The 23,609-nt window shown below is 38.6% G+C and carries 19 protein-coding genes; 3 read left to right on the forward strand and 16 right to left on the reverse strand.

Annotation, left to right across the window (positions count from 1 at the left end; all coding sequences use genetic code 11):
- Window positions 1-2: 2 nt before the first annotated feature.
- Both IPI65_17035 and IPI65_17040 read left to right on the forward strand, forming a co-directional pair.
- A complete protein-coding gene (locus IPI65_17035; protein ID MBK7443146.1) occupies window positions 3-416 on the forward strand; it encodes a hypothetical protein in 414 nt (137 codons plus the stop codon).
- Window positions 417-422: 6 nt separating this feature from the next.
- Window positions 423-989 (forward strand): asparaginase, encoded by a 567-nt coding sequence (locus tag IPI65_17040; GenBank protein ID MBK7443147.1) that lies wholly within the window; start codon window positions 423-425, stop codon window positions 987-989.
- A gap of 1,072 nt (window positions 990-2,061) precedes the next feature.
- Here IPI65_17040 and IPI65_17045 read toward each other — a convergent pair.
- The 15 genes from IPI65_17045 to IPI65_17115 all read right to left on the reverse strand — a co-directional run bounded on the left by IPI65_17045 (window position 2,062) and on the right by IPI65_17115 (window position 20,375).
- On the reverse strand, window positions 2,062-2,289 hold the full coding sequence (locus IPI65_17045; GenBank protein MBK7443148.1) for a hypothetical protein: 228 nt from the start codon (window positions 2,287-2,289) through the stop codon (window positions 2,062-2,064).
- The gene (locus IPI65_17050) at window positions 2,264-2,479 is read right to left on the reverse strand and encodes a hypothetical protein (protein ID MBK7443149.1); all 216 of its coding nucleotides are present in this window, start codon (window positions 2,477-2,479) and stop codon (window positions 2,264-2,266) included. Before IPI65_17050 ends, IPI65_17045 begins: the two co-directional genes overlap by 26 nt.
- A 32-nt stretch (window positions 2,480-2,511) precedes the next feature.
- Window positions 2,512-2,868, reverse strand: coding sequence for an Hpt domain-containing protein (locus IPI65_17055; GenBank protein ID MBK7443150.1), 357 nt, complete (start codon window positions 2,866-2,868; stop codon window positions 2,512-2,514).
- Window positions 2,869-2,878: 10 nt separating this feature from the next.
- Entirely contained in the window at window positions 2,879-4,240 is a 1,362-nt protein-coding gene (locus IPI65_17060) for a response regulator (GenBank protein ID MBK7443151.1), read from the reverse strand.
- Window positions 4,215-7,583: a response regulator gene (locus IPI65_17065; GenBank protein ID MBK7443152.1), complete on the reverse strand. Its 3,369-nt coding sequence runs from the start codon at window positions 7,581-7,583 to the stop codon at window positions 4,215-4,217. Before IPI65_17065 ends, IPI65_17060 begins: the two co-directional genes overlap by 26 nt.
- Window positions 7,584-7,600: 17 nt before the next feature.
- Window positions 7,601-8,359, reverse strand: coding sequence for an NRDE family protein (locus IPI65_17070; GenBank protein ID MBK7443153.1), 759 nt, complete (start codon window positions 8,357-8,359; stop codon window positions 7,601-7,603).
- 806 nt (window positions 8,360-9,165) lie between these two features.
- The gene (locus tag IPI65_17075; protein MBK7443154.1) at window positions 9,166-9,960 is read right to left on the reverse strand and encodes a cupin-like domain-containing protein; all 795 of its coding nucleotides are present in this window, start codon (window positions 9,958-9,960) and stop codon (window positions 9,166-9,168) included.
- A 221-nt stretch (window positions 9,961-10,181) separates the two neighbouring features.
- Window positions 10,182-12,125 (reverse strand): PD40 domain-containing protein, encoded by a 1,944-nt coding sequence (locus IPI65_17080; GenBank protein ID MBK7443155.1) that lies wholly within the window; start codon window positions 12,123-12,125, stop codon window positions 10,182-10,184.
- Between the two features lie 511 nt (window positions 12,126-12,636).
- Window positions 12,637-14,298, reverse strand: coding sequence for a protein translocase subunit SecD (gene secD, locus IPI65_17085; GenBank protein ID MBK7443156.1), 1,662 nt, complete (start codon window positions 14,296-14,298; stop codon window positions 12,637-12,639).
- Window positions 14,265-15,596: a hypothetical protein gene (locus IPI65_17090; GenBank protein MBK7443157.1), complete on the reverse strand. Its 1,332-nt coding sequence runs from the start codon at window positions 15,594-15,596 to the stop codon at window positions 14,265-14,267. The genes secD and IPI65_17090 overlap by 34 nt, the downstream gene beginning before the upstream one ends.
- A 260-nt stretch (window positions 15,597-15,856) precedes the next feature.
- Window positions 15,857-17,791 carry a carboxypeptidase regulatory-like domain-containing protein gene (locus tag IPI65_17095; protein MBK7443158.1) on the reverse strand — a complete coding sequence of 645 codons (1,935 nt, stop codon included), beginning with the start codon at window positions 17,789-17,791 and terminating at the stop codon, window positions 15,857-15,859.
- Window positions 17,760-18,473: a choice-of-anchor B family protein gene (locus IPI65_17100; GenBank protein ID MBK7443159.1), complete on the reverse strand. Its 714-nt coding sequence runs from the start codon at window positions 18,471-18,473 to the stop codon at window positions 17,760-17,762. The genes IPI65_17095 and IPI65_17100 overlap by 32 nt, the downstream gene beginning before the upstream one ends.
- A gap of 138 nt (window positions 18,474-18,611) precedes the next feature.
- The gene (locus IPI65_17105) at window positions 18,612-18,818 is read right to left on the reverse strand and encodes a DUF2892 domain-containing protein (GenBank protein MBK7443160.1); all 207 of its coding nucleotides are present in this window, start codon (window positions 18,816-18,818) and stop codon (window positions 18,612-18,614) included.
- Window positions 18,819-18,987: 169 nt separating this feature from the next.
- Window positions 18,988-19,617 carry a Crp/Fnr family transcriptional regulator gene (locus tag IPI65_17110; GenBank protein ID MBK7443161.1) on the reverse strand — a complete coding sequence of 210 codons (630 nt, stop codon included), beginning with the start codon at window positions 19,615-19,617 and terminating at the stop codon, window positions 18,988-18,990.
- A complete protein-coding gene (locus IPI65_17115) occupies window positions 19,614-20,375 on the reverse strand; it encodes a DNA alkylation repair protein (protein MBK7443162.1) in 762 nt (253 codons plus the stop codon). The genes IPI65_17110 and IPI65_17115 overlap by 4 nt, the downstream gene beginning before the upstream one ends.
- 89 nt (window positions 20,376-20,464) lie before the next feature.
- On the opposite strand from IPI65_17115, the gene IPI65_17120 reads away from it, so the two are divergent.
- Window positions 20,465-21,610, forward strand: coding sequence for a DUF2911 domain-containing protein (locus IPI65_17120; protein MBK7443163.1), 1,146 nt, complete (start codon window positions 20,465-20,467; stop codon window positions 21,608-21,610).
- Between the two features lie 69 nt (window positions 21,611-21,679).
- Here IPI65_17120 and IPI65_17125 read toward each other — a convergent pair whose 3' ends face one another.
- Window positions 21,680-23,296 (reverse strand): S41 family peptidase, encoded by a 1,617-nt coding sequence (locus tag IPI65_17125; GenBank protein ID MBK7443164.1) that lies wholly within the window; start codon window positions 23,294-23,296, stop codon window positions 21,680-21,682.
- Window positions 23,297-23,609: the final 313 nt, after the last annotated feature.

Consider the following 23,609-nt stretch of genomic DNA (forward strand, 5'->3'; position numbering starts at 1 on the left):
ATATGCTGGATAAGATAAATGTAAGGAAGCTGACGGCGCAAAAATGGTATCCCTGGTACTTGGGCACTGCATTATGCGGTGGCGCGATTTTAATAATGTTGCTGGTGTTTATTTCGGGTGCGGCTTATACGTATGTGTGGTCGGTGGTGGGTATGAATTTATTGCTTTATATGTTGCTGAATGCATTTAGTTGCCTGCTGGTGCCTGAATTATGGAAATATATTAAAACTACGATACTGGTTTATCTGCTCAACCTGGGTATTTTATTTTTGATGTTATATTTATTAATGGGAAAAGATTTTTCGGAATACAGTGGCAATTTACCGGCCTTCGGGGCATTGGTATTTTGTTTTTTCGGGTCGCTGATTCTGATTAGTTTTATTCGGGGCGCAGCTAATTTTTTAAAAAATGAATAATGTTTTATGTCGATAAAAATATTTGTTACAGGCGGCACATTTGATAAGGAATATGATGAAATTCGCGGTCAGTTGTATTTTAATGAAACACATTTGCCGGAAATTTTGCGTTTGGGTCGTTGCACGCTGAATGTGCAAATTGAAACCTTGATGATGATTGATAGTTTGCACATGACTGAATTGGATCGTCAGCGGATTGTAGATAATTGCAGTAATTGTGAAAATCCGCGTATTATTATCACGCACGGAACGGATACGATGGTGGAAACGGCGAAGGCGATTGCGGATGCGCAGATAGCGAAAACGATTATTTTGACGGGTGCGATGATTCCATATAAATTCGGGTCGTCGGATGGGTTGTTTAATATGGGCTGTGCGCTATCGTTTGTTCAAACGTTGCCGCATGGGGTTTATATTACGATGAATGGGAGGTATTTTATTTGGAATAATGTGCGGAAGAATAAGGAGGAGGGGGGGGGGGGGCAGAGAAGGTTGACGGGGGAGGACTTTTTGGGGAGACGCGGAATTGGGAACGCTCGGCGCGGGCGCCGAGGGCACGGATGGACGGGTTAGCGGGGACGCGATTTTTGGGAATGAGGTGGGTAGTTCAATTTAAAGAAAAGGAGAAGGGGCGGGGGGAGGCGCCCGGATTACGAATTGCGAGGAACGCGAACACGGATTGGACGGCGGAACGCGGTCGGCAAGCGGGTGGTGATTTCGGCGGATTTAAACTGATTTTTTTGGGTGTGTGTGGACGGATGCTAGCGGCGGACTGATTACTTTTGGTAGATATGGGATTGGTGCGCTGTGGGGAGGCTTATTTGATGTAAGGATTTAAATGTAATATTTAGATTGTAATTTTAATTTTTAATCAAAATTCTCCGAGCACTCTGTGGGCTGTTGCCCGTGGACTCTGTGGTTAAATAACGGAATTGTGATTTTGGGGTTGAGGTGAAAAGGAACACGGATTGACGGGTTGAACGGATAGGGAGGGATTTTTTGGGAACCTGCCTACGGGCAGGCAGGCGCTGCCTGCAAGCGGGTCGCCGATTTGGCGGATTTAAACTGATTTTTTATTGGATGTGTTTGGCAGATGCCCGCAGTGGGACGCTGATTTTTGTAGGGTGCAATTTGTAATGATTTTGATGGGATATAGTTCATATTTAAAGATAAATGTGAGTAAAGCCGGTATGTAGGGGCGAATTGAATCCGCCCTTACATACCGGATTTACGAATGGGTTGGACGAATGTTAAAAAGGAACACAGATTGAACGGATCTAACGGATATTGGACGGATTTTAGAAGGGAACGCTGAACCCGGCAAGCGGGTCGCGGATTTTTGCTGATGTAAACTGATTTTTTTGGATGTGTGGGCGGTTGGACGCCTAGCGGCGGACTGATTACTTTTTTGTAGAGATGGATTTGGAGTGCCGGGGGCTTTTTATTTTTTTTTCTTTGTTTCTTTTCTTTTTTTTTGTGGGTTTTGTTTTGTGTTTTTTGTGTTACTAAAATATACACATAAAAAAATCCGCTGGATTAGAGCGGATTTGGTTTGGAATTAATTTTATTTATCCGATGAAACCGGTGGCCCAGAAAATGGCGGCGAGGGCGATGATGCCGATGATGCTCCAGGTTAGGGTGCGGTTTAATTTTTGTATTTTGCTAATTCGTGAATTACCTGACGATGTTTGAATAATTTTTCGAAAGCCTGTTCGGTGCACAAATGCTGAAGGACCTTTACTACATAATCGAAAGCACCTTCGCGAACACACTCAACAGCAACATCAATTTTATCTTGTCCGGAAATCATAATTACATCAACATGATCATATTTCTTTTTAAATGAATTAATGTTTCGAGACCACTTTTGCACTTTTATTTACAGCATCTAAGTGATAATCTAACACAACAATAGTTGGATGTTTATCCATATTGTCGTTACACTCTTCACCGGTGCTGAATTTATAAATTTCAAAATTTGGATATTTCGACCTGAGGTGGTCTTCCATCATTTGAGCATGCATTGGCTCGTCATCAACTATAAAAACTACTTCTTTGTTCATACGTTATTGAATTGGGTTTTTGATATGCAATATTAAGCTATTTTTTCAATTACACTTCTTAATTCCTCGAAAGCCTCATTACAGCCCGCTTCCACGAGTTGTATCAGCATGGCTATCGCCTCCGGATTCTTCGATTCACCGGCATATTCCTCAATACGCAGGATGGGCTCCTTCAACGATTCGATACCCATATAGGCCAGTTGTGGTTTTAATGAGTGGGCAGTGGTTTTCAAATTATTCCAGTCCCCACATTCGTGCTGCGATTTCATGGTATCAATACTCACAGGAGCCAAAGCGAGAAACATATTAATATATTTCGTCATTTTGGCATTATTTTTTTCAGTAAAACTTTCCAGGAATTCCAGATTAATTCTTTTATAATTATCCATTGTTAAACGTTTATGATCTTACGATTATTTTACTCATTTTTTCTAATAACTCATCAACAGAAAATGGTTTGCCGACAAATTCATTCATACCACTTTCAAAACATTTATCTACTTCTGCTTTGATTACACTTGCAGTCATCGCAATTATCGGCATTGAATTTATACGCGGGTCGCTGCTGCTGCCAATTGTTTTTGTTGCTTCGTGACCATCCATTTCCGGCATTTGAATATCCATCAACACAATGTCAAAGGTATTATTCTTTAGCATATCCACAGCAATTTTTCCATTCGCCGCTACGGTAACTTGTGCACCTTCAATTGCACTCTCTAATGTGTCAACAGCTACCATCTGATTAAACTCATTATCCTCTGCCAACAAAATGCGCAAATTTTTCATTTTTGCCACTACCTGTTGCTTATGTTCCGCTTTCGGATTTTCATCCACCACATCTTTTCCGATGGCAAACGGCAGCGTAAAACTAAATACAGAACCTTTTCCTGCTTCGCTATCCACGGATATTGCACCACCTTGTAATTCTATCAGTTTTTTACAAATCGCCAATCCCAAACCTGTGCCACCAAATTTGCGTGTGGTGCTGCTGGTTTCCTGGGTAAACATGTCGAAAATGTAATCGAGTTTATCTTTTGCAATGCCAATTCCGGTATCAATTACACTAAAGGTGAGCAACACTTTTTCGCCCTGCATAGCAGCAGTGGTTTTTATAGTGACACTGCCTTTTTCAGTAAATTTTATGGCATTGCCGGTCAGGTTTAATAAAATCTGACTCAAACGATATGGGTCGCCGATAATTGTTTTGGGGATGGTATTTTCGATATCTGTTTTTAATTCGAGGTTTTTATCATCGGCATTCACTTTCATTGTTTCGAAAACCGATTTAATTTCATTGCGAATGTCGAAAGGAATACTTTCGAGATTTATTTTTCCGGCTTCAATTTTTGAGAGGTCGAGAATATCATTAATAATTACCAGCAAATTATCGGATGCATGTTTTATGCTGTTGAGATATTTTAACTGGTCGGTGCGCGGTTCTTTTTCCAACAGCAAACGTGTCATACCTAAAATGGCATTCATTGGTGTACGAATTTCGTGACTCATATTGGCCAGAAATTGTTCCTTCACCTTTTCAGAATATTCCGCCCGTCCTTTTTCCGATTCGAGCTCGCGGGTTTTTTCGCGGACCTTTTCACGCAATATGCGCTGGTCAACTGCCGCGTCGCTAATGCGTTTGCGGATAACATAATAAATGAAAATACCGATCACAATGATACAAATACTATAAATCCACCATGTTTTCCATGATGGCGGATCAACGATGAGCGGAATATTAATTAAGCTGCTGAGGAGTTGCATATTTTAATATCTTATTTCGTAATTCTTTTGGTTCAAATGGTTTGGCAATAAAATCGTCCATACCACTTTCATAACATTTATCTACTTCACTTTTAATTACCGATGCGGTCATTGCGACAATGGCAATGGAATTTTTCTTTTTATTTTCCAGTTTTCTGATGGTGCGCGCTGCTTCATAACCATCCATCACCGGCATCTGCACATCCATCAGCACAACATGATAATCGCCAACTGTAATTTTATCGACTGCAATTTTACCGTTTTCTGCAATATCAATCGTAACATTCGGGAACATACTTTCAATACTATCGGTTGCTACCATCTGGTTAAACATATTATCTTCTACCAACAAAATATGTATCGGTAAAGTTGTATCACCTGCTAAATTATCGTTCTCTGCATCTTTGGAAACAGCGGCCTCACTCACTTCAAACGGAATGGTGGCAGTAAACACTGAACCTTTGCCTAAAGTGCTTTCCACCGATAAAATACCACCTGATAATTCGGTTAAACGTTTGCTGATGCTCAATCCGAGACCTGTTCCGCCAAATTTACGTGTGGTAGCCACATCAGCCTGCGAAAAACTATCAAAAATGGAATCGAGTTTATCCTGTGCAATACCCACACCGGTGTCTTCAACATGAAAGGCGATGGTGGCGATGTTATTTTCAGTTTTTTGTAAATCACATCGCACAACAACTTTTCCTGTTTCTGTAAATTTAATTGCGTTACCTGTCAGGTTAATTAATATCTGATTTAAGCGCACCTGATCAACAATTACATATTCCGGAATATGTTCATCAATAATTACTTCAAATCCGATATTTTTTTCATCCGATTTAAATTTCATGATGTCGCCGAGGTTATTTAATAAATTGCGGAAATGAAATGGTATTTTTTCCAATTCCATTTTCCCGGCTTGTATTTTTGAGAGGTCAAGAATATCGTTAATAATCACCAATAAATTATCTGACGATTGACGAATTGCATTTAAATAACGTTTTTGAGTTTCTTTCGGTTCTTTTTCCAACAGCAGTCGCGTCATACCCATAATCGCATTCATCGGTGTACGAATTTCGTGACTCATATTGGCAAGAAATTCTTCTTTCGCTTTTTCTGAATTTTCAGCTCTGATAGCTGCAGTTTCGGCTTTTATTTTTTGTTGTTCTAATTCAGCGGTGCGTTGTGTAACGGTTGCTTCCAGCAGGTTTGCGCGCTTGCGTAATCTGCGGTTCCGGAGGATATTAATTAAAATAATTAATCCCAAACCTAAAACACCAGCTGTAATCTGGAATAATAATGTTGCCCAAAATGGTTTTTTAATGGTGAAGGAATACGTTACCGCATCGCTCCAAATTCCATCTGCATTTTTTGCTTTTACACTAAATGTATAAGTGCCGGGTTTTAAATTGGAATAGGTCATGGATGTACTATTACCAATATCTTTCCAGTCATCCTCAAATCCATCGAGATAAACCTGATAGGTAATTTTTTCGTGCACACTAAAAAAGATAGCACTGAAATCGAATGTAATATGATTTTGGTCGTACGGTAATTTTAAATTAACCGGTAAATTATACCAGCCTGCAGTGGTGTCGCTGTATGGTCCCCAATCGGTTGTTTCAAAAAACAAACGAATATTTCTGAGTTCGATTAATGGTTTTGTTTGGGTGATAATATCTTCCTCAGGATTATATCTGAATAAACCATCAACAGTGCCCAACCAAACATGCCCAACCGGGTCGACTAATATGGTATTATTGGTATTTTTTATACCAAGAAATCCGTCAAATGCATCAAAATGTTTTGTGGTGATGGTGGAATCGGCATTAAATTTTAAATAATCTAATCCGTCATTTAATCCCACCCATAAACCATCTGTTGCATCAAATGCTAAGGAATTAATATTGTTTGATGATAACACATCGTTATCGGTATAAAATGAAAATCCTTCGCCGTTGTAACTGCACAAACCCGCGTCGGGACTGCCAAACCAGATATTGCCGTGTTGGTCTTCATTAATACTGGTAATATGATTGCTGATTAATCCATTATCAAAATACGTATAGCGATTAAATTTCCGTCCATCATAAGTCATTACACCGGCATCGGCTGTGGCTATCCATAATAAACCCTGCTTATCGGTAAATAAATAAGTAATATTATCCGAGCTGAGTGAATCGCTTGCGGTGAGATGTTGCCACGTAATATTTTTACCGATATAAATACCTTCGCCATTTGTTGCTACCCATAAATTGCCTGCTGCATCTTCGCTTATCGAAGTAATTTGTGTATTCGGTTCCAGGGCAGTCATGGTGGTTACCGCATACCGTCCGTCGAAATAAATAATATTATTATTTTCATCTGCTGCATACCAATTGCCATTTGCATTTTTATAAATACAATTAATGCGACTGGTAGAAATAAATCCATTTACATTTAATGGTTTTTCATAATATTGTTTGGTAACGGTATCTACTACAACATATTTTAGTCCGCTTGCCGTTCCAATTAATAATGCTTCGGGGGTTGCACTTATTGCGGTGATATAATTATTTCTTAATGCAGGAATATTATTAAAATTTGAAAATGCGCCATCGTAAAATAAATACAATCCGCTAAAGGCGGTCCCAATCCAGATATTGCCTTCCCGGTCCTGCATAATACTGGTGGCGGGCTCTTCAGGCTGTTCGGGGTTCAAAATGAATTGAACTTTATAGTCGCTGGAATTTTCGAGGTCGACAAATGGTTTGCTGATGGTATAAATGCCGGTATGTGTGGCAATCCATTTATTGCCCTGTTTATCGATAAATGATTTTATGGCTTTGGGACCACCGGCGCGGAAAAAATTAATTAATCCGGTGTTCGTTGAATTATCGGAAGCAGGAATAATACTGTCGCCACTAATTTTATATAAATTCGGAAAACTATATACTAAAATATTGCCACTGCTGTCGCTATAAATTTTTTCAATATTTTTCACAACGTCATCGCCGTATTGAAAAAATTCGTAACCATTAAATTTTGTTACACCATTATTTTTTGTGCCGATCCAGATATTGCCTTTTGTATCTTCAAACAAACAATTAATGGTATTATCCCCAATACCGTCGCGTTTGTTATAATTAACAAATGTTTTTCCATCGAAACGGGAAATACCACCATCTTCAGTGCCAATCCAGATATAACCTCTGTTATCCTGCAATAAACAGGTAACGGAAATTCCGGCCAGTCCGTCGTCGATGCTGTAATTTTTTAAATGATATTGTTGTGCAGAAAGAAAATTGTTGCAGCACAATAAATAAAAGAGTGCGAAAAATAGAAACTTGCTTTTGCGCTGCATTGTTGAATTAAAAATGGTTATCCGGCTTTAATGGTAAAGTTAACCGTTACATCATGTTCGGGCACATAACCCTTTTCACGATAGGTGACTTCACCCTGATTATTGATGCTTACAAAAGTAGTTAACCGCGTTCCATAATTGTTTGAAGTTATAAACATTGCGGAGAGTCGTTTCTCGAGTTCCAAAGGCACACCTGTTTCCGGTAATTCTTCCTCGGGGGCGGTATCGGTGTTGTTTAATATTTCGATAAAAGGAGTGGGGTTCAGGGGCTCGCTGAGCTGTTGTTTAAATGCAGCCTTACTGTTGACCACTTTCGGCCATGGCGTGTCAAGCAGGGCATTGCTGAGGCCATAAATGCCCGGATAGAGTTGCCGAACCTGGTCGGTCACGTTGGAATAGTAGAATAATGCGCTTACATCGCCATAAATGAGGTTAAATCCGTTGTAAAGTCGGCCCTGAGTTTTCAAGAGTTGATGCATTTCGTCGGTATGCAGTTTTCCTTTCAAAAAATTGCTCACCAAATGGCCTCTTGAGGGTGCATTGGTGTTGATATTATTTAAATCGCGGTAGTTGGTGAGCGCGGCAAATTGTCCGGTTTTGTTAATGCCCATCCATGTGCCACCTTCCTGTAAATCTTTGCCTGCCAAAATTTCCGGAAATTCATCTTCCCACCACTGCAACTTGCGCGTCGCCCGATTATAAAATTCATCCCTATTTCCAACCAAAATAAACGGGTAGGAGGCGTGATGCTGAAATGCGAAGTTGATTAGGCACATGAATGTAAATGTAGGTGTATTCTTGGTAAATGTATTTTTTAACCACAAAGTGCACAAAGAAACCCACGCAAAGGGCACGGAGAATTTTGTCTAAAAATTAAATTATGAATATAAATTTTCATTTTAAAGAATAATTAAAATATTACTCACTTTGTGGTCTCTGCGGGCTGTTTCCTTTGGGTTTTCTCTGTGGTTTCGGCTGTTTAATTGGTGCGTTATACGGCTGTTCAATTAGCACATCAGCACATTAATTTTTTTTAACCACGAGTTCACAAAGAAAATACACGCAAAGGGCACGGAGAATTTTGTCTAAAAATTAAATTATGAATATAAATTTTCATTTTAAAGGTTTAGATGTTAATTATGACCAAAACCACAAAGGCTCAAAGGCCGCTAAGAAACGCTAAGGTTAAATATTATATTCTTCGTGTTGCTTTGCGGCCTTTGAGTCTTCGCGGTTTCGGCTGTTTAATAATTACATTATACATTACATCACATTGGGCAGACACATGGGTCTGCCCCTACGTAAGCTCCGAATGAAAATTTTGGTAATAATTTGTAGTTCTATTTTCAATCCGTCTTGGGCTAATATTGATTAGCCCCAACAGGAGCTCCGAATGAACAGGTTACTCAAAATCGGCTGTTCCATTGGTACATTGGTACATGGGTACATTCGCACATTATTCGTTACAGCACCATGGGCAGACACATGGGTCAGCCCCTACGTAAGCTCCGAATGAAATTCTAACTCAAAACCGGCTGTTCCATTGGTACATCGGTACATTGGTACATTCGCACATTTGTAATTACTGAAACGCAATTTCCCCGCTTTGCTCATCATGCTGATGTATGCGACTAATCGCTTTTTCAGCACGTTTCTGCGCAATCGATTTTTTTAATCGAAACCATTTCTTGCCAAACAGGAAGCGAAACACGTCATCAATTTTACGTTGCAAAACAATATTATAAGCACCACGTAATTTTAATGCCAGGGTTGGCGGAGCAGTGCGAACACTTAATCCGTAGCCACCTTCCAAATATTCAATATGATGCCAGTAGCCCGAAGGCATAAATAGCGTATCACCAAATTCCAGCACACCCGTATATCCTTTTGCATATTTTAATGCCGGATATGTTTTATAATCCGGTTTATCAATATCAACGGTTGTGTGTACGTTAAATGGCAATTTATATAATAAATCCGATTGATCGGGCGCAAATAATACCACCCGTTTTTTACCTTCAAACTGCGTTAAAAACACATTACTCATATCAATATCCTGATGCATTCTGGTTACAGAATTTTTCGGACCAAAAAACATAAATGGTAATTTGATATAACTTTTTGCAATGGTAGGATAATCAAAATCTTTTTTTAATTCCGGTTTGTATTTAAAAATCGGAAATAAAAATAATCGTAAATCGGTTGGTTCTGTTTCAATCAGTTTTAAATACTCACTGAAACGCATTTTAGTAGTTGGCTCAGAAAGCGTTTTGCTTGGGTCGGCTTTGGTACTGCTGTATAATCCCACTTCAATATCGCCCATCGATTTTTTAAAAAAATCGTAATTCCATTTTGGTAAGCGGGATACTGCTTCCACAAACCTCTAAGAATAACCGGCTTTTGTGGTTTTAAGTAATTTTGTTCAAATTCCTCTTTTGAAATCGATTGTCCGTCAATTATCGGAATAGATTTCGAAACATCAATTGCCATAATTTCAGGTTTTTATATGTAAAATTAATTAATGAAAATAATCTGGGTTCTATTTAAATATTAACTAAATAATAAATATAAAATCGTGCCGAAATATTTTAAAATGTCTTAAATACTTATAATTTCAATCTCTGTTCTTCTGTTATTTGCTCTGCCAATTTCTGTTGTATTAGCATCAATCGGTTTTGTTTCACCATAGCCCTGATAAGTGATTCTGCTTGCATCTATGCCTTTCGACACCAAATAATTTTTCACACTTACCGACCTGTTTTGCGATAATTTTAAATTATCTGCATCAGCACCAACATTATCCGTATGTCCATTTACTTTAATTTTCATATTCGGGTTTTTCTGCATTAAATCCACAACTTTGTTTAATTCAGGTTCCGAAATGGGTAATATTTCAGCAGACGCAGTCTCGAAGAAAATATTTTTTAATGTTAATATTTCTCCGGGGTTTACAGGTTGTAAAGCCACTTTAATGGTAAAAGGTTCATCCGGCATCACATTTACCAAAGAAAAGTTTTCCGAATGAAATAAATATCCTTCCCGTTGCACAAATAATCCGTAGTCGTTACCACTTGGTAATACAATTAAAAATGCACCGGTTTTTGAGTCGGAGGTAGACTGTGCAATGATTTCACCGGTTTCGATATTCATTAACTGCACATTAGCTTTTAATGGTAATTTGGTTTTTGCATCGGTAACGATCGCATTCACCCAGGTAACCTGTTCAGCCTGCACCGCTAAGGGCAATTCAAACGAATAAATATCTAAATCGCCAATTTCCTTATCTCTGTCGCTCGAAAAATATGCCGTTGTTCCATTTGCCGATACCGACAAACTGATTTCCCTGTTTTTCGTATTTATCGGATAACCCAAATTCACCGGTTTCGACCAGTTGCCCTGCGCATCACGTGTCGAGAAAAATAAATCCGCAGAACCCATACCCGGATGCCCTTCACTCGAAAAATATAATGTTTTTCCATCAGGGTGAATAAACGGACATTGCTCCAAATAAGGGGTATTAATTACATTCCCCAAATTTTCAGGCTCCATCCAATAACCATCATCACCCATTTTTGCATGCCAAATATCATATCCGCCAATTCCACCCGGACGAGCAGTGCTAAAAAATAATTCTCTGCCGTCAGCAGTCACCGATGGTTGCGATTCCCAATCGGCAGTATTAATTATCGTCCCGCAATTTTCAGGATTCGTCCACACATTGCCTATTTTAAACGAATAATATAAATCGCAACTGCCATAACCATTTTCTATATCATCGCATGAAGTATAAAATAAAAATCGGCCATCCGCAGAAATACTTTGTGCGCCCTGATTCAATTTCGTGTTAATTGGTGCACCCATATTTTGTGCGACACTCCAGGCACCATTTTCAAAAAAAGAAATGAAGAACTCTTCATTATCAATTTTACGGATATCACCCACACCTAATGATACAACATCATCAATTTTGCGCGTCATCACCAGCATTTTTCCATCCACGCTCAGCGACGGAAAATATTCAGGAAACTCCGAATTTACTTCAGGCCCCATATTAACCGGATTAAAATTCACCGGATTTTTAATTGCCTCTTTCGCAAACTCATAATTTTTCCGTTGTTTAATTGCTTTCGTGCGCAAATCACCTTTTACATCCGGATTTTGCAGAAAAATCGTGATATGCTCCAGCGCCTCTTCATACATGCCAATATTTCCTTCAACTTCAGCCAATTTATTATATAAAATTACATCGCGCTCAGGGTCTAATTCCAGCGTTTTCATGTAGGCTTCCACCGCCAGTGAATCGCTTTTCATTTGGGAATACGTATCTCCTAAATATTGCCACGCAGTCACAAACTCCGGCTCCTCTTTAATCGCATTTTGGAAACTAATAACAGCCTTATCAAAATATTTGGCCATTGCGCGTTGCACACCCTCATCCAGGTACTTCATCGCCTTGTTCGATGCATTCGCTTCTGTTACAGGTTGGGCTATTGCAGCCATGCTCATCATCAGCAATAGGGCAATAATCGGGAATTTCATCATGTTCATAATAACGTAAAGATGTAGGTTAATTGTATAACCACAAAAATCGTTCACAAATTCGAACCCGACAAACACGTTAATCAACAACCAATATCATGTTGTTTTAAAAATAAAATTCTATTTTTTTGGAGCAATTACATCCCCCACGCCAATCAAAATCGTTGCCGGCTTTTCGTTGCAACAAACCGCAATTAAATTTATGCTCAAAACCGGCTGTTAATCAGCACATCAGCACATTATTACATTAGCACATTAATCAGCGGTTTGTTTACACTACAATCCGGGCTAGAACACATTTCGTGGTATCTATTTCATCTAAAAATATGTAACCCCTAAAGGGGTATGGGGCGGAGCATAAATAGAATTTGGAGGGAGGGGAAGTTAATTTGGTATAGGAGGACATTTATAGCGGAAATCCGTTATACGTAAAATGTGGTTTTTGGTTGCATTTTAAATAAAAAACCCCCTGTTAATTGTAACAGAGGGTTTTTGTATTATTTTTTTTGAATTGTTATTTCATTACGTCTTCTGCTGCTTTGTTGTGATCATCTTTTTTATACATATCTACTGCAATTGCCGAAGCGATGAATACAGATGAATAGGTACCAAAACCAATACCAACAAATAATGCGAAGGCAAATCCCTGAATGTTTTCGTTACCGAATATTAATAACACAACAATCGAGAGCAGGGTAGTACCTGATGTAATCATGGTTCTGCTCAGCGTGTCGTTAATGGCTTTATTAAATATTTCAGGAACGGTTCCTGCTTTGCTTTCGCGCAGGTATTCACGAATACGGTCAAATACAACCACGGTATCGTTAATCGAATAACCAATCACCGTTAATATGGCCGCAATAAATGTTTCGTTTATTTCGAGCGAAAACGGCATCACGTTTTTCAGAATGGAGAATAAGGCGAGCACCATGAATGCATCGTGAATTAACGATGCCAAAGCACCCAAACCAAACTGCCATCTGCGGAAACGTAAAACGATATAAATAAAGATACCGAGCAACGCTAAACCAATTGCCTGTAAAGCTGATCGCTGAATGTCATCAGCAATGGTAGGCTCAACCTTCATCTGACTTTCTTTGAACGTAGAATCCCAGGTTTTAAAGTCAACACCACTGTATAATGGTGCTAATTCTTTAAATAAAGCCTGCGCAACCAGCGAATCTGCGCCTGGTTCAGGATTATCAATCATGTAACCGGTTGTAATTTTTAATTTATCGGAACTACTGAATGTTTTAACCTGAACACCCGGATCAAAATCCGATAATTCATTACGTACTTTATCAGCATCAATTGCCTGTTCAAAACGAACGGTATATGTTCTTCCACCTTTAAAATCTACACCGAAATTAAATCCTGATGTAAACATTACCACTAAACCAATAACAGTTAATACACCTGAAAAAATGTATCCTTTGCGACGGTTACCGATAAAGTTGAAACGAACATTTTTAAATGCGTTTTTAGTAAAGTTGGTATAATATTTAACCGGTTTGTCTTTTCTCACCATTCTGTCGATAATTAAACGGCTGATGAAAATTGAACAAAACATCGATGAAATAATACCAATCATCAACACAACTGCGAAACCTTTAACCGGACCTGTTCCGAAGTTCGCAAGAATGATAGCGATAATCAGCGTTGTTAAGTTACCGTCAATAATCGCAGAGTAGGAACCCTGATAACCATCGGCAACGGCCTTAATCATACTTTTTCCTTTGGCAAGCTCTTCACGGATACGTTCGTAAATAATTACGTTGGCATCCACCGCCATACCCATGGTTAAAACCAAACCGGCAATACCGGGAAGGGTTAACGTTGCACCAATCGAGGCTAACACCCCGAAAATGATGAATAAGTTGGCAAATAAGGCAATATCAGAAATTAAACCTGCTGTTGAATAATAAAACGCCATGAAAACGATAACCAACAATAAACCGGCAATCATCGAAATTAAACCGATACGAATTGATTCGGCACCTAATGATGGCCCTACGTTTTCTTCCTGCACAATACGTGATGGAACAGGTAATTTACCAACTTCAAGAATGTTTGCAAGGTCAATAGATTCTTCAGTTGTAAAATTTCCTGAAATCGATGAACGTCCGCTTGGGATTGGTTCGTTTACGCGAGGTGCTGAGTATACTTTGTTATCCATGAAATGGCAACAAAACGTCCAACGTTATCGGTAGTAATTTTTTTCCAGTCACGCATACCTTCCGATGTCATGGTCATGCTGATTTGTGGATTACCAACCTGATCGCGGTCAGGACTTGCACTTTTTACCGCAGAACCATCTAATAATGGGTCACCATTTTCGTTGGCTGCTTTTATCGCATATAAATGATAATTTTTTGTTTCTTCAACCGGTTTTGAACTCAACATAAATATTACATCACCCGGGAACAGGCTTTTCACCTCTTCCATACGCAGGTAACGCATTAATTTGAAGGTATCTGTAACCGCAACCATACCAATAGCAGCCGGGTCGCTCGGTTGTAATAAAATGCTTGAAATTGGTCCACTAACTGATTCTTCAGGTGTTTCTTCAGTCAAAGTATCATTTTCAACCATTAAAGTATCTTCAGTTGTTGCTGTTACTGTAGTATCGTTAGCAGCTGTTGCAGCAGTATCTCCTGGAATTGTAGCCGTAATATCAGCTTCACCATCTTCTAACTCAGTAATAACATTATTAGCCTGATTTAAAGCACCACCTACCGATTGGTATTCATAAACATTCCAGAACTGTAAGTTAGCTGTAGATTGGAGGAGTTCTCTTGCGCGTATCGGATTGTCTACACCGGGTAATTCAACCATGATACGGCCTGTATTTTTCTGTAATGTAACGTATGGTTGAGTTACACCAAATTTGTCGATACGTTCTTTTAATTTCGTATAAGTTGATTCAACACCTTCGTCAGCTTGTTTTTTTAACCACGATAACACTTCGTTGTTTGAAGAGTTTCTTGGAAGATCCTCAACGTTACTTTGGTTTGTAAACAACGCTGCAAGCTGAACGCCGGGGTTAGCTTGTTCGTAATTGGCTACAAAGTTTTCGATTAATTCACCATTACCTTTAATTTCATCTGCACGGGCTTTGTCGAGTGCTGCAGTAAACTTCGGACTTTTAGCGTCGTTACAAAGTTGTTTTAATAAGTCGTATTTAGATACTTCTAAAACCACGCTCATACCACCTTGTAAGTCGAGACCGAGGTTAATCGCTCTTTTCTTTACTTCATCGTAGTTGTATTTTGCAATTCCGAGGTTGTAAACGGTTTTGTCGGAATTAACAGAAAAATACTCGCTTTTTTTGTCTGCAACTGCTTCCTTGCGTGCTTCACCTGTCAATGACTGATCGATGCCTGAATTTGCGAAATCCTCTGCTTTTTTTCCTTCACGGTTTGCAACCCATGTAAACGAAAGCTGATATAAACATACCAGAACCATTGCGGCCAAAAAAAACTTAATTAGACCTTTACCCTGCATATTAATGTTGTGTTGGTTATTGAAAAAATATAGTTATGCCTATTTTACAAGCGGCTGCAAATATAGGTGGAAGGATTGAAGTTTCGAAGATTTCGACGTGTTTTTCGGGAATATCAGATACAAATGCACATAAAATCTTATTTTCTTGCCTGCTTCAACACTTTTTGTGGCATTAAAACAAAAAATGCCACCCAAAACCGGATGGCATTTTTTGAAATTTATTTTTGACTTTATTCAGCTTTTATCGCTTTTAAACTACCTATCGTAGTACCACTTTTCGTTAAGTTGATAAAATAGATACCTGCTGGTAATCCATTGCCAATTGCAATATTTTGCGCGCCTTCAGCAATAGTAATTTCGCTCAAAACACGACCTGTAACATCGGTAACCGTTAAGTAATCTGCACCAATGGTATTGCTAACCGAAATTAAGGTGGTTGATGCAAAAGGGTTTGGCGAGATGTTCATGTATGCTGTAACTTCCTCATTATCAATACCATTACACAATTCAGCGGTAACAAATGCTGTAGTGGTAACTTCAGTAGAACCGAGGTCGTTTGCAGCTGTTAAAGTTACATCATAAATGCCTGGTGTTGAATAAGTTACGGTTGGATTTTCCAATGTTGATGTAGCTGGAGTTCCACCCGGAAATTCCCAAGCCCATGTAGTTGCGCCTACAGATGCATTGTCGAACACAACAGTTAACGGTGCACAACCGGATTGAACATCTGAACCAAAAGCAGTTTCAGGTGCTGCTGTAACATCATCATACACATAAAAATGGTCAACACCGGCCTCAACTAAATGGCCTGTTGCAGACTGGTCAGCAGTTCTGAAACGAACGGTCATATTGTCGGTAATATCGATATAAGGAGCCATTTCAATTTCAAATGGAACCCAAACACTCATATCACCACCTGAAGCATTTACAGCGTCAATAAGTACTTCTTCAATGCCATTGCTGATAAATACGCGTAACGTATCGTTTGGTGTTCCGCCACCGCCACCGTTAAAGAACCAACGGTAGTAAGTAAGCTTAGGGTTTTCATAACTGCTTAAATCCATTGATGGTGTAATCAGGTTTACGATACCATTGTCAACATCGTCATCACCCGCAGCACCGCCGCCGTTTCCGGTTACATAACATTCATCACCATAATCGCCACCCAAATCAAAATCAGGATTGCTGATAGATGGGCCTATAAAAGTTCCAACAGGTTCACCTTTTTCCCATAAACCTGCATCAGCAGTTTCATTGGTATTCCAGTTGAAATCAAACAAGAAATCATCATAATATCCTCTTCCGATTTCAATGGTGTAAACTCCGCCCGGATTAACATCAACCTCAGCATCATTCGTCACATAACCCCATGTGCCGGCATATAAAGTATAAATATCATCATACATGGCAGGGAAACTGAAATTTCCATCTGCGTCAGCAACTGTTTCAAAATTGTATGTTGCGTTGTCAAACATTACGTTAGCGTTCGGAACGCCTGCGCCGGTAGCAACATCAACAACCTGACCGGTAATGGTATAAGTAGGTAATTGATCTAATTCAACATCAACTGTTGTTAAAATACCATTTGTAAGCACAACACCTGTTACTGTTTCCGGTAAATAACCGGTTTTAGTAAAGGTGATATCATAAGTGCCTGCATTTACTGTTCCACCAAAATATTTACCGGTTAAATCGGTCGTAGCGTCAACTACACCTACACCAGTAAAACTCACTTCTGCTTCAAATAAAGGTGCACCCGTAACTGCATCGGTTACAGTACCATCTAAATAACAAGCCTTCACATAAGTTGGTCCCAATACGAACAAACCTTGTTCCATATCGCTTACAATAATATTACCTGAAGGTAAAAACGGCCAGGTTCCCCAAGCTCCGTTAAATCCGTTTCCGGATAAAGGTGAAGTATCATATTCACCGGTTTTAATTAAAATATTCGGGTAAGTTGCATCGGTAATAATAACACCATCGCGGTAATAAGCGGTTACTAAAAAATCGCCCAGCACGAAAGTATTATGCGGAATTGAGTTCGTTCCCGGATTAGCGCGAAACTCATCTAATTCCTGAATATCAGTTAAGTCAGAAACATCGTAAGAAGCTACAACGGCGTTGGTTTCCTCATCGGTAGAGAATAAAAAAATTATTATCATCACTCAACCAAACATTATGTGTAAACTCACCGGGCGTACTTTGTTGCGCCATTAAAACAGGTGAAGTTTTATCTGTGATATCCCAAACTGAAAACCAGCCATCATAAATATTACCAGCCCACAATGTATCACCACGTACAAAACCGTCGTGGATATACCATTCTTCAACTTCACCAATAAAAGGTGGATTTAAAGGGTCAACGTTGGCATCAAACATCTGGTCGCCACCAACACCTTTGTTAGAACCAAAAACGTGCACAATTCCGTTTTCATCACAAAACACGGTATGTCCCGAATTTAATCCAACACCGCCATCGGTAAAATTATAATCTACAGAGCCCGGCAAATTTTGTAAGTCGATGCACAACAATCCGCCACCGCCTTCAGTAACCACATAAGCATAATGGCTCCAGGTTCTTACTTCGCGCCAAATACTGTTAATACCATCCACAAACTGCACTTCAACAGGATTGGTTGGGTCGGTAATGTCAACAATCGAAGTTCCGTCTTCTGTTCCGACAATAGCATATTCGTTTCCTGCCCCATCGGCCCAGCCGGTAAGGTTCGACAACTGGTCAGCATATTCCAGATGACCTAGCAGTTCGATGTTCAACTGCGCACTCAAATTGGTAGCGCATGCCATCAGCAAAAGAAAAAGAGGAGTAAAGATATTTTTACGCATAGTATTTATTTACAATTCAAAGATAGGCAAATTTTTAAGCCTGCTTTGTTTTATACTGTGCGCAGATGTTAAAAGAAAAAAAAATTGCAATAAACAGACTTCCTGCATATTGCAATTTCAATTGTGCTGATTTTCCACTTATTTTTTGGTTGCGCAGGTATTCATACCGAAAATGGTATATAAAGGGCAAAATGAAACCAGTGATGTGAGCACAAATACTGCTCCTAATATCAATAAAACCAATCCCAAAGTGCCGCTAACGGTACCGGTAAAATACAATACTGCAAAAACCGCTGCAATCAAAATGCGGATAATTCGGTCGGCTGAGCCCATGTTCTTTTTCATAATCATGTAATTTTTATCAGTTAAATAATTGAATCAGGTAAACAATTGCAACAACAATGGCGATACAGGATAAACAAACTAAAATGAATTTTTTAACCACTGTGCATGTAATTGATACAGCAAAAGTAGGGTAGTGGCATACCTAATGTTTGTGATGTTAGTCACATCGCTATAGGACTTTTATCCCATCACGGGTTTGCGAGATTTTTTGCTCTGACTCCAATTTTTTTAACAAACGACTGATTACTTCGCGCGAAGAGGCAAGGTGCTCGGCAATTTCACGATGCGGAATGGTGATAATTTGGTCGGGAGAAATTTTGGCGCGCTGTTGTAGATACTGCAGCAGCCGAACATCCAACTTTTCATATATTAAATTGCCAATGGTATCTACCAAATCTTTATAACGATTATTATACTGATTTAAAAACAATAAATTTATGGTCGGATAACTGAGCATCCATTTTTTTACATCTTCGGCATTTAATATCAACACACGCGTTTCGGTTTCGGTAAATGCCATAATATTGCTGGGCTCGGCCGACATGCTGAACGCAAACGACATCACACAGCTTTCGGAAGGATGGATATAATACAATAATATTTCTTTATCGCCATGACTGGTAATTACTTTTAATAAACCGTTTATTACTAATGGAATGGTTTTAATATATTGACCTTCACGTAAAATTTGTTGATTGGGTGGCAACGTTACATCACTGGAGCTACTAATAATTTCTTCAATTAAATTATTTTCGAGATACGGTAATTTACTTTTTATTAATTCGAATAAAGGGCTCATTTTTTTCTGGATTTTTTTCTTAACGCTTTTAATTTTTCTTTTTCTTTAACCGGTAATTTTTCGCTCGCTGCAGCAAATGCTGTTGAGGTAATTAAGTGATGATATTGATTTAAAAATGCAAGTGTTTTTTCCGGATATACCAGTCCCGTTTCCCGCAAACACCAGCCCACGCCTTTTTGCACATAATAATCTTTATCGGTTAACAGCGGTTTTACTAAGGCAATAATTTTATTAAAAGTAGGTTTTTTATTTCTGAAACGCGCATAACCGAGTAAACTCAACACTGATTGACGACGATACCAGGGGTTTTCAGATATGTTCCACGCTTGCAAATGCGGATAAACCATGTTTGGATAATGTTCAAGCAAATAAGCAAAATGATGTGTTAGCATATCGCTATGTGCCCAGTTGTCGATACGGTCGATCCATTCAATTAATTCGTTAAAAATAAATTCAGATTCTGCTTGTCGCACATAAATTTCGTTAAAAAATAATGCCAGCAACAACACGTCAAAAATTTCACTGTTGAAATAAATATATTTATAAATTTGATATTGTTCGTCAAGTGGTAAATGACTGAATGAATAACCATGTTTAAATGCGGCACGTAATTGCGGCATCGATAAACCGGTAACGGTAAAATGTGTTCCGATGTATTTTTGCAAATCGAAATTCGGGTCGGGTTTGCGATGCGATTTTATTCCGGCAAGTGTGGTTTCAACTTCCTGTTTATACTTTTTTAAATCCTGTTCTCGCATTTGGGTAGGCATTCGGGTTTAACAACAATTAACGCTATTTAATAACACCTCAATGATAATAGAAATAATTTTAACAAAAAATAGATGACATGAAAAAACGATTACAAATTTTTGGCAGTTTGCTATTGCCGGTGTTTTTGAGTTTCCAGGCTTCCGCGCAATTAACGCTGCCACCCAGCGGTGAAAACCAACACGCAGCGGTTACCCAGTCAATAGGTTTGGTTGAAGTAACTTTTGATTATGCTTCGCCAAATGTACACGGCCCAAACGGTGAAGACCGAACCGGCCATATTTGGGGAGAACTGGTGCCTTATGGTTTAGCTAATTTACAATTTGGCTGGTCTACTGATGCCAACCCGTCACCCTGGCGTGGAGGAGCAAATATGAATACCACGATTCAATTTTCACATGATGTTTTGGTTGAAGGAAAAAAATTAAACGCCGGGAAATATGGTTTACACTTTATTCCGGGACCAACGGAATGGGTGGTAATTTTTTCTGCTAATTCCGATTCATGGGGCAGCTTTTTTTATAAACCTGAAGAAGATGTTTTACGTGTAACCGTTAAGCCAATTAAAAGTGCTTATCATGAATGGCTGACTTACGAATTTACCGACAGACAACAAGAACAGGCAACTGTTGCATTGATGTGGGAAAATTTACAAGTGCCTATTAATATTAAAGTGGAAAATATGACCGCTTTGTATCTTGAAAATATCAGAAAACAATTACGAAGTGATATCGGATTTAATTATATGGCTTGGGTAGATGGCGCTAATTATTGTGTGCAACAAAATACTAATCTAGAAGAAGCATTAACATGGGCAACTTATGCTATTGAAGAGCCTTATTTTGGAAGGAAAAACTTTGTGAGTTCAAGCTGTAAAGCTAGTGTATTAAAAGCCATGGGTAAAACTGCAGCATCGGATAGTTTAATGCGCGTTGCCATTAACGACCCTTCAGCATCTGCAATGGATGTGCATTTTTATGCAAGAGGATTACAGGCTGAAAAGAAAAACAAAGAAGCACTGGAAATATTTTTACTGAATTATAAAAATCACCCTGAATTACCTGTTACCAATTTAGGTTTGGCAAGAGGATATTCAGCAAATGGTGATTATAAAAATGCTTTAAAATATGCGAAAGCAGCATTACAGCTGAATCCTGACCCACAGGTAAAAGCTACTTTAGAGGATGCAATTAAAAAACTGGAAGCGGGAAAAGATTTTAATTAATTGCGATAATGCATAAAATAAAAAAACCGCGTTGCCATTGCAAACGCGGTTTTTTTTTACTAAATAATTTTAATTGCCTGCTATGTTCATTTTATTAAAAGTATCGTCCGATAAACTTTGGAGCGCTTTAATAAAATATTCATCAGTAGTATTGGAAACTATCCAATAGGCTTCGAAATTATATAAATCTCTTGCAATAACTGATTTTATTACGTTGCCTAATTTCTCTTCACATAATTTAAACTCAGCATCATCCTTTTTTACACTGTCGGCTTCGGCATATGCAAAAAAGTCGTTCCATAATTTACTGTCTATTACAAAGTTGTCGTTAAATGCAAATGGGTCGGCATATTGTTTTGTTAATTTGTCGCGGTTCGCATTTACATAAGTTAATGCAAATTGATTTACGATACCTTTTCCAACCACTTCAACATAATAATCGGTTGCCCATGAAGTATCCAGTGGAACATAAAGGTCAGGCATAATACCACCACCACCATATACTACACGTTTGTTGTTGGTATAAAACGTAAGTGAATCCGGATAATGAAATGTTGTATCAGCAGTTAATTCACCGTCGCGGTAACGTTCATTTAATTCGTTGTGATAAGCATCAAGTCCGCCTTCATAACTTTTCTGAATACATCTTCCTGATGGTGTATAATATCTTGAAACCGTTAAACGCATTGCTGAGCCGTCGGGTAAATTAAATGCACGTTGCACCAATCCTTTTCCAAAACTTCTTCTACCAATAACTAAGGCACGATCCCAATCCTGTAAAGCACCGGTAACAATTTCACTCGCAGATGCAGAACCTTCGTCAATCAATACAACAATTTTACCTTCTTTCATACTGCCATCACCTTTCGATATTTCATTTTTACGCGGGTAAGCACGACCTTCTGTATATACAATTAATTTATTGGCAGGTAAAAATTCGTTCGCCATATCAATAGCAGCATTTAAATATCCGCCACCATTACCACGCAAATCTAAAATCAGATTTTGCATGCCTTGTTTTTGTAATTGATCCAATGCAGCACTAAACTCTTCGGTTGTAGTTGCAGCAAATTTGCTCACACGAATATATCCTGTTGATGGATTAGCCATATATTTTGCATCAATACTATACAGCGGAATTACATCGCGGGTAATTTTAAATTCCAATATTTTTTTAGCACCCTTGCGCTCAACATAAACTTTTACATCGGTGCCTTTTTTACCGCGTAAACGGTCAGTGACACCTTTGTTGCTCATGCCAATTCCTGCAACAGGCTCATCGTTTATTTTTACAATTTTATCACCGGCAATTAATCCCACTTTTTCACTCGGACCACCGGAAATAACGCCAACAACATTGATGGTATCATCCAGTAAATTAAACTGAATACCGATTCCTTCAAAATTACCTTCAAGCGGCTCGTTCGCTGCTTTCAGTTCATCTTCAGTAAAATAAACAGAGTGGGGGTCAAGTTGAGTGAGCACTTCTACAATGGCATCTTCTACCAACTTGCCTGCGTCAACATCGTCCATGTAACGATCGTCAACAATCATCATAAATTGTTCAAATTTTTCGAGTGCCTGGGCTTCCGTTAATGTTTCTGAACTACTTGCAGGAGCGGTGCCTACCTGACTATATCCTGCATAAAAGCCTGAAACTGTAAGCAGGAAAAATAGGAATTTCATTTTATTCATCTTCTTTCAATAGGTTTTATTGTGTAGCTAAATTACATTTGAATTTATAGATTAACGAGATTCGTGCCAAATTAGGTTCACTTTAACAAGTTTTAACTGCTATAGCCTTTAATGCATTAAAAATTTAAATAAGTGGCCATTTTAGCAACAATTATTGCATGAATTACCTGTTTTATTAAAATGTATGCTTATTTGTCAGTGCATAAATTGTCACCTGCAATATTATAGCAATTTGTGAATATGGTGATAACTCCCGTATAATTCCATAAAATTAGCGCGTTATTTTGCACTAATTCAGTTCAGC

The sequence above is a fragment of the Bacteroidota bacterium genome (assembly GCA_016706255.1).
In the GTDB taxonomy this organism is placed as follows: Bacteria; Bacteroidota; Bacteroidia; order Chitinophagales; family BACL12; genus UBA7236.

What these genes read in the sequence shown, in the direction of transcription:
- IPI65_17095 (MBK7443158.1), bottom strand. Translation starts at nt 17,791, where the DNA reads ATGATAATAATTTTTTTATTCTCTACCGATGAGGAAACCAACGCCGTT.
- IPI65_17070 (MBK7443153.1), bottom strand. Translation starts at nt 8,359, where the DNA reads ATGTGCCTAATCAACTTCGCATTTCAGCATCACGCCTCCTACCCGTTT.
- IPI65_17110 (MBK7443161.1), bottom strand. Translation starts at nt 19,617, where the DNA reads ATGAGCCCTTTATTCGAATTAATAAAAAGTAAATTACCGTATCTCGAA.
- IPI65_17065 (MBK7443152.1), bottom strand. Translation starts at nt 7,583, where the DNA reads ATGCAGCGCAAAAGCAAGTTTCTATTTTTCGCACTCTTTTATTTATTG.
- IPI65_17080 (MBK7443155.1), bottom strand. Translation starts at nt 12,125, where the DNA reads ATGATGAAATTCCCGATTATTGCCCTATTGCTGATGATGAGCATGGCT.
- IPI65_17125 (MBK7443164.1), bottom strand. Translation starts at nt 23,296, where the DNA reads ATGAAATTCCTATTTTTCCTGCTTACAGTTTCAGGCTTTTATGCAGGA.
- IPI65_17120 (MBK7443163.1), top strand. Translation starts at nt 20,465, where the DNA reads ATGAAAAAACGATTACAAATTTTTGGCAGTTTGCTATTGCCGGTGTTT.
- IPI65_17115 (MBK7443162.1), bottom strand. Translation starts at nt 20,375, where the DNA reads ATGCGAGAACAGGATTTAAAAAAGTATAAACAGGAAGTTGAAACCACA.
- IPI65_17105 (MBK7443160.1), bottom strand. Translation starts at nt 18,818, where the DNA reads ATGAAAAAGAACATGGGCTCAGCCGACCGAATTATCCGCATTTTGATT.
- IPI65_17035 (MBK7443146.1), top strand. Translation starts at nt 3, where the DNA reads ATGCTGGATAAGATAAATGTAAGGAAGCTGACGGCGCAAAAATGGTAT.
- IPI65_17060 (MBK7443151.1), bottom strand. Translation starts at nt 4,240, where the DNA reads ATGCAACTCCTCAGCAGCTTAATTAATATTCCGCTCATCGTTGATCCG.
- IPI65_17040 (MBK7443147.1), top strand. Translation starts at nt 423, where the DNA reads ATGTCGATAAAAATATTTGTTACAGGCGGCACATTTGATAAGGAATAT.
- IPI65_17055 (MBK7443150.1), bottom strand. Translation starts at nt 2,868, where the DNA reads ATGGATAATTATAAAAGAATTAATCTGGAATTCCTGGAAAGTTTTACT.
- IPI65_17050 (MBK7443149.1), bottom strand. Translation starts at nt 2,479, where the DNA reads ATGAACAAAGAAGTAGTTTTTATAGTTGATGACGAGCCAATGCATGCT.
- IPI65_17100 (MBK7443159.1), bottom strand. Translation starts at nt 18,473, where the DNA reads ATGCGTAAAAATATCTTTACTCCTCTTTTTCTTTTGCTGATGGCATGC.
- secD (MBK7443156.1), bottom strand. Translation starts at nt 14,298, where the DNA reads ATGGATAACAAAGTATACTCAGCACCTCGCGTAAACGAACCAATCCCA.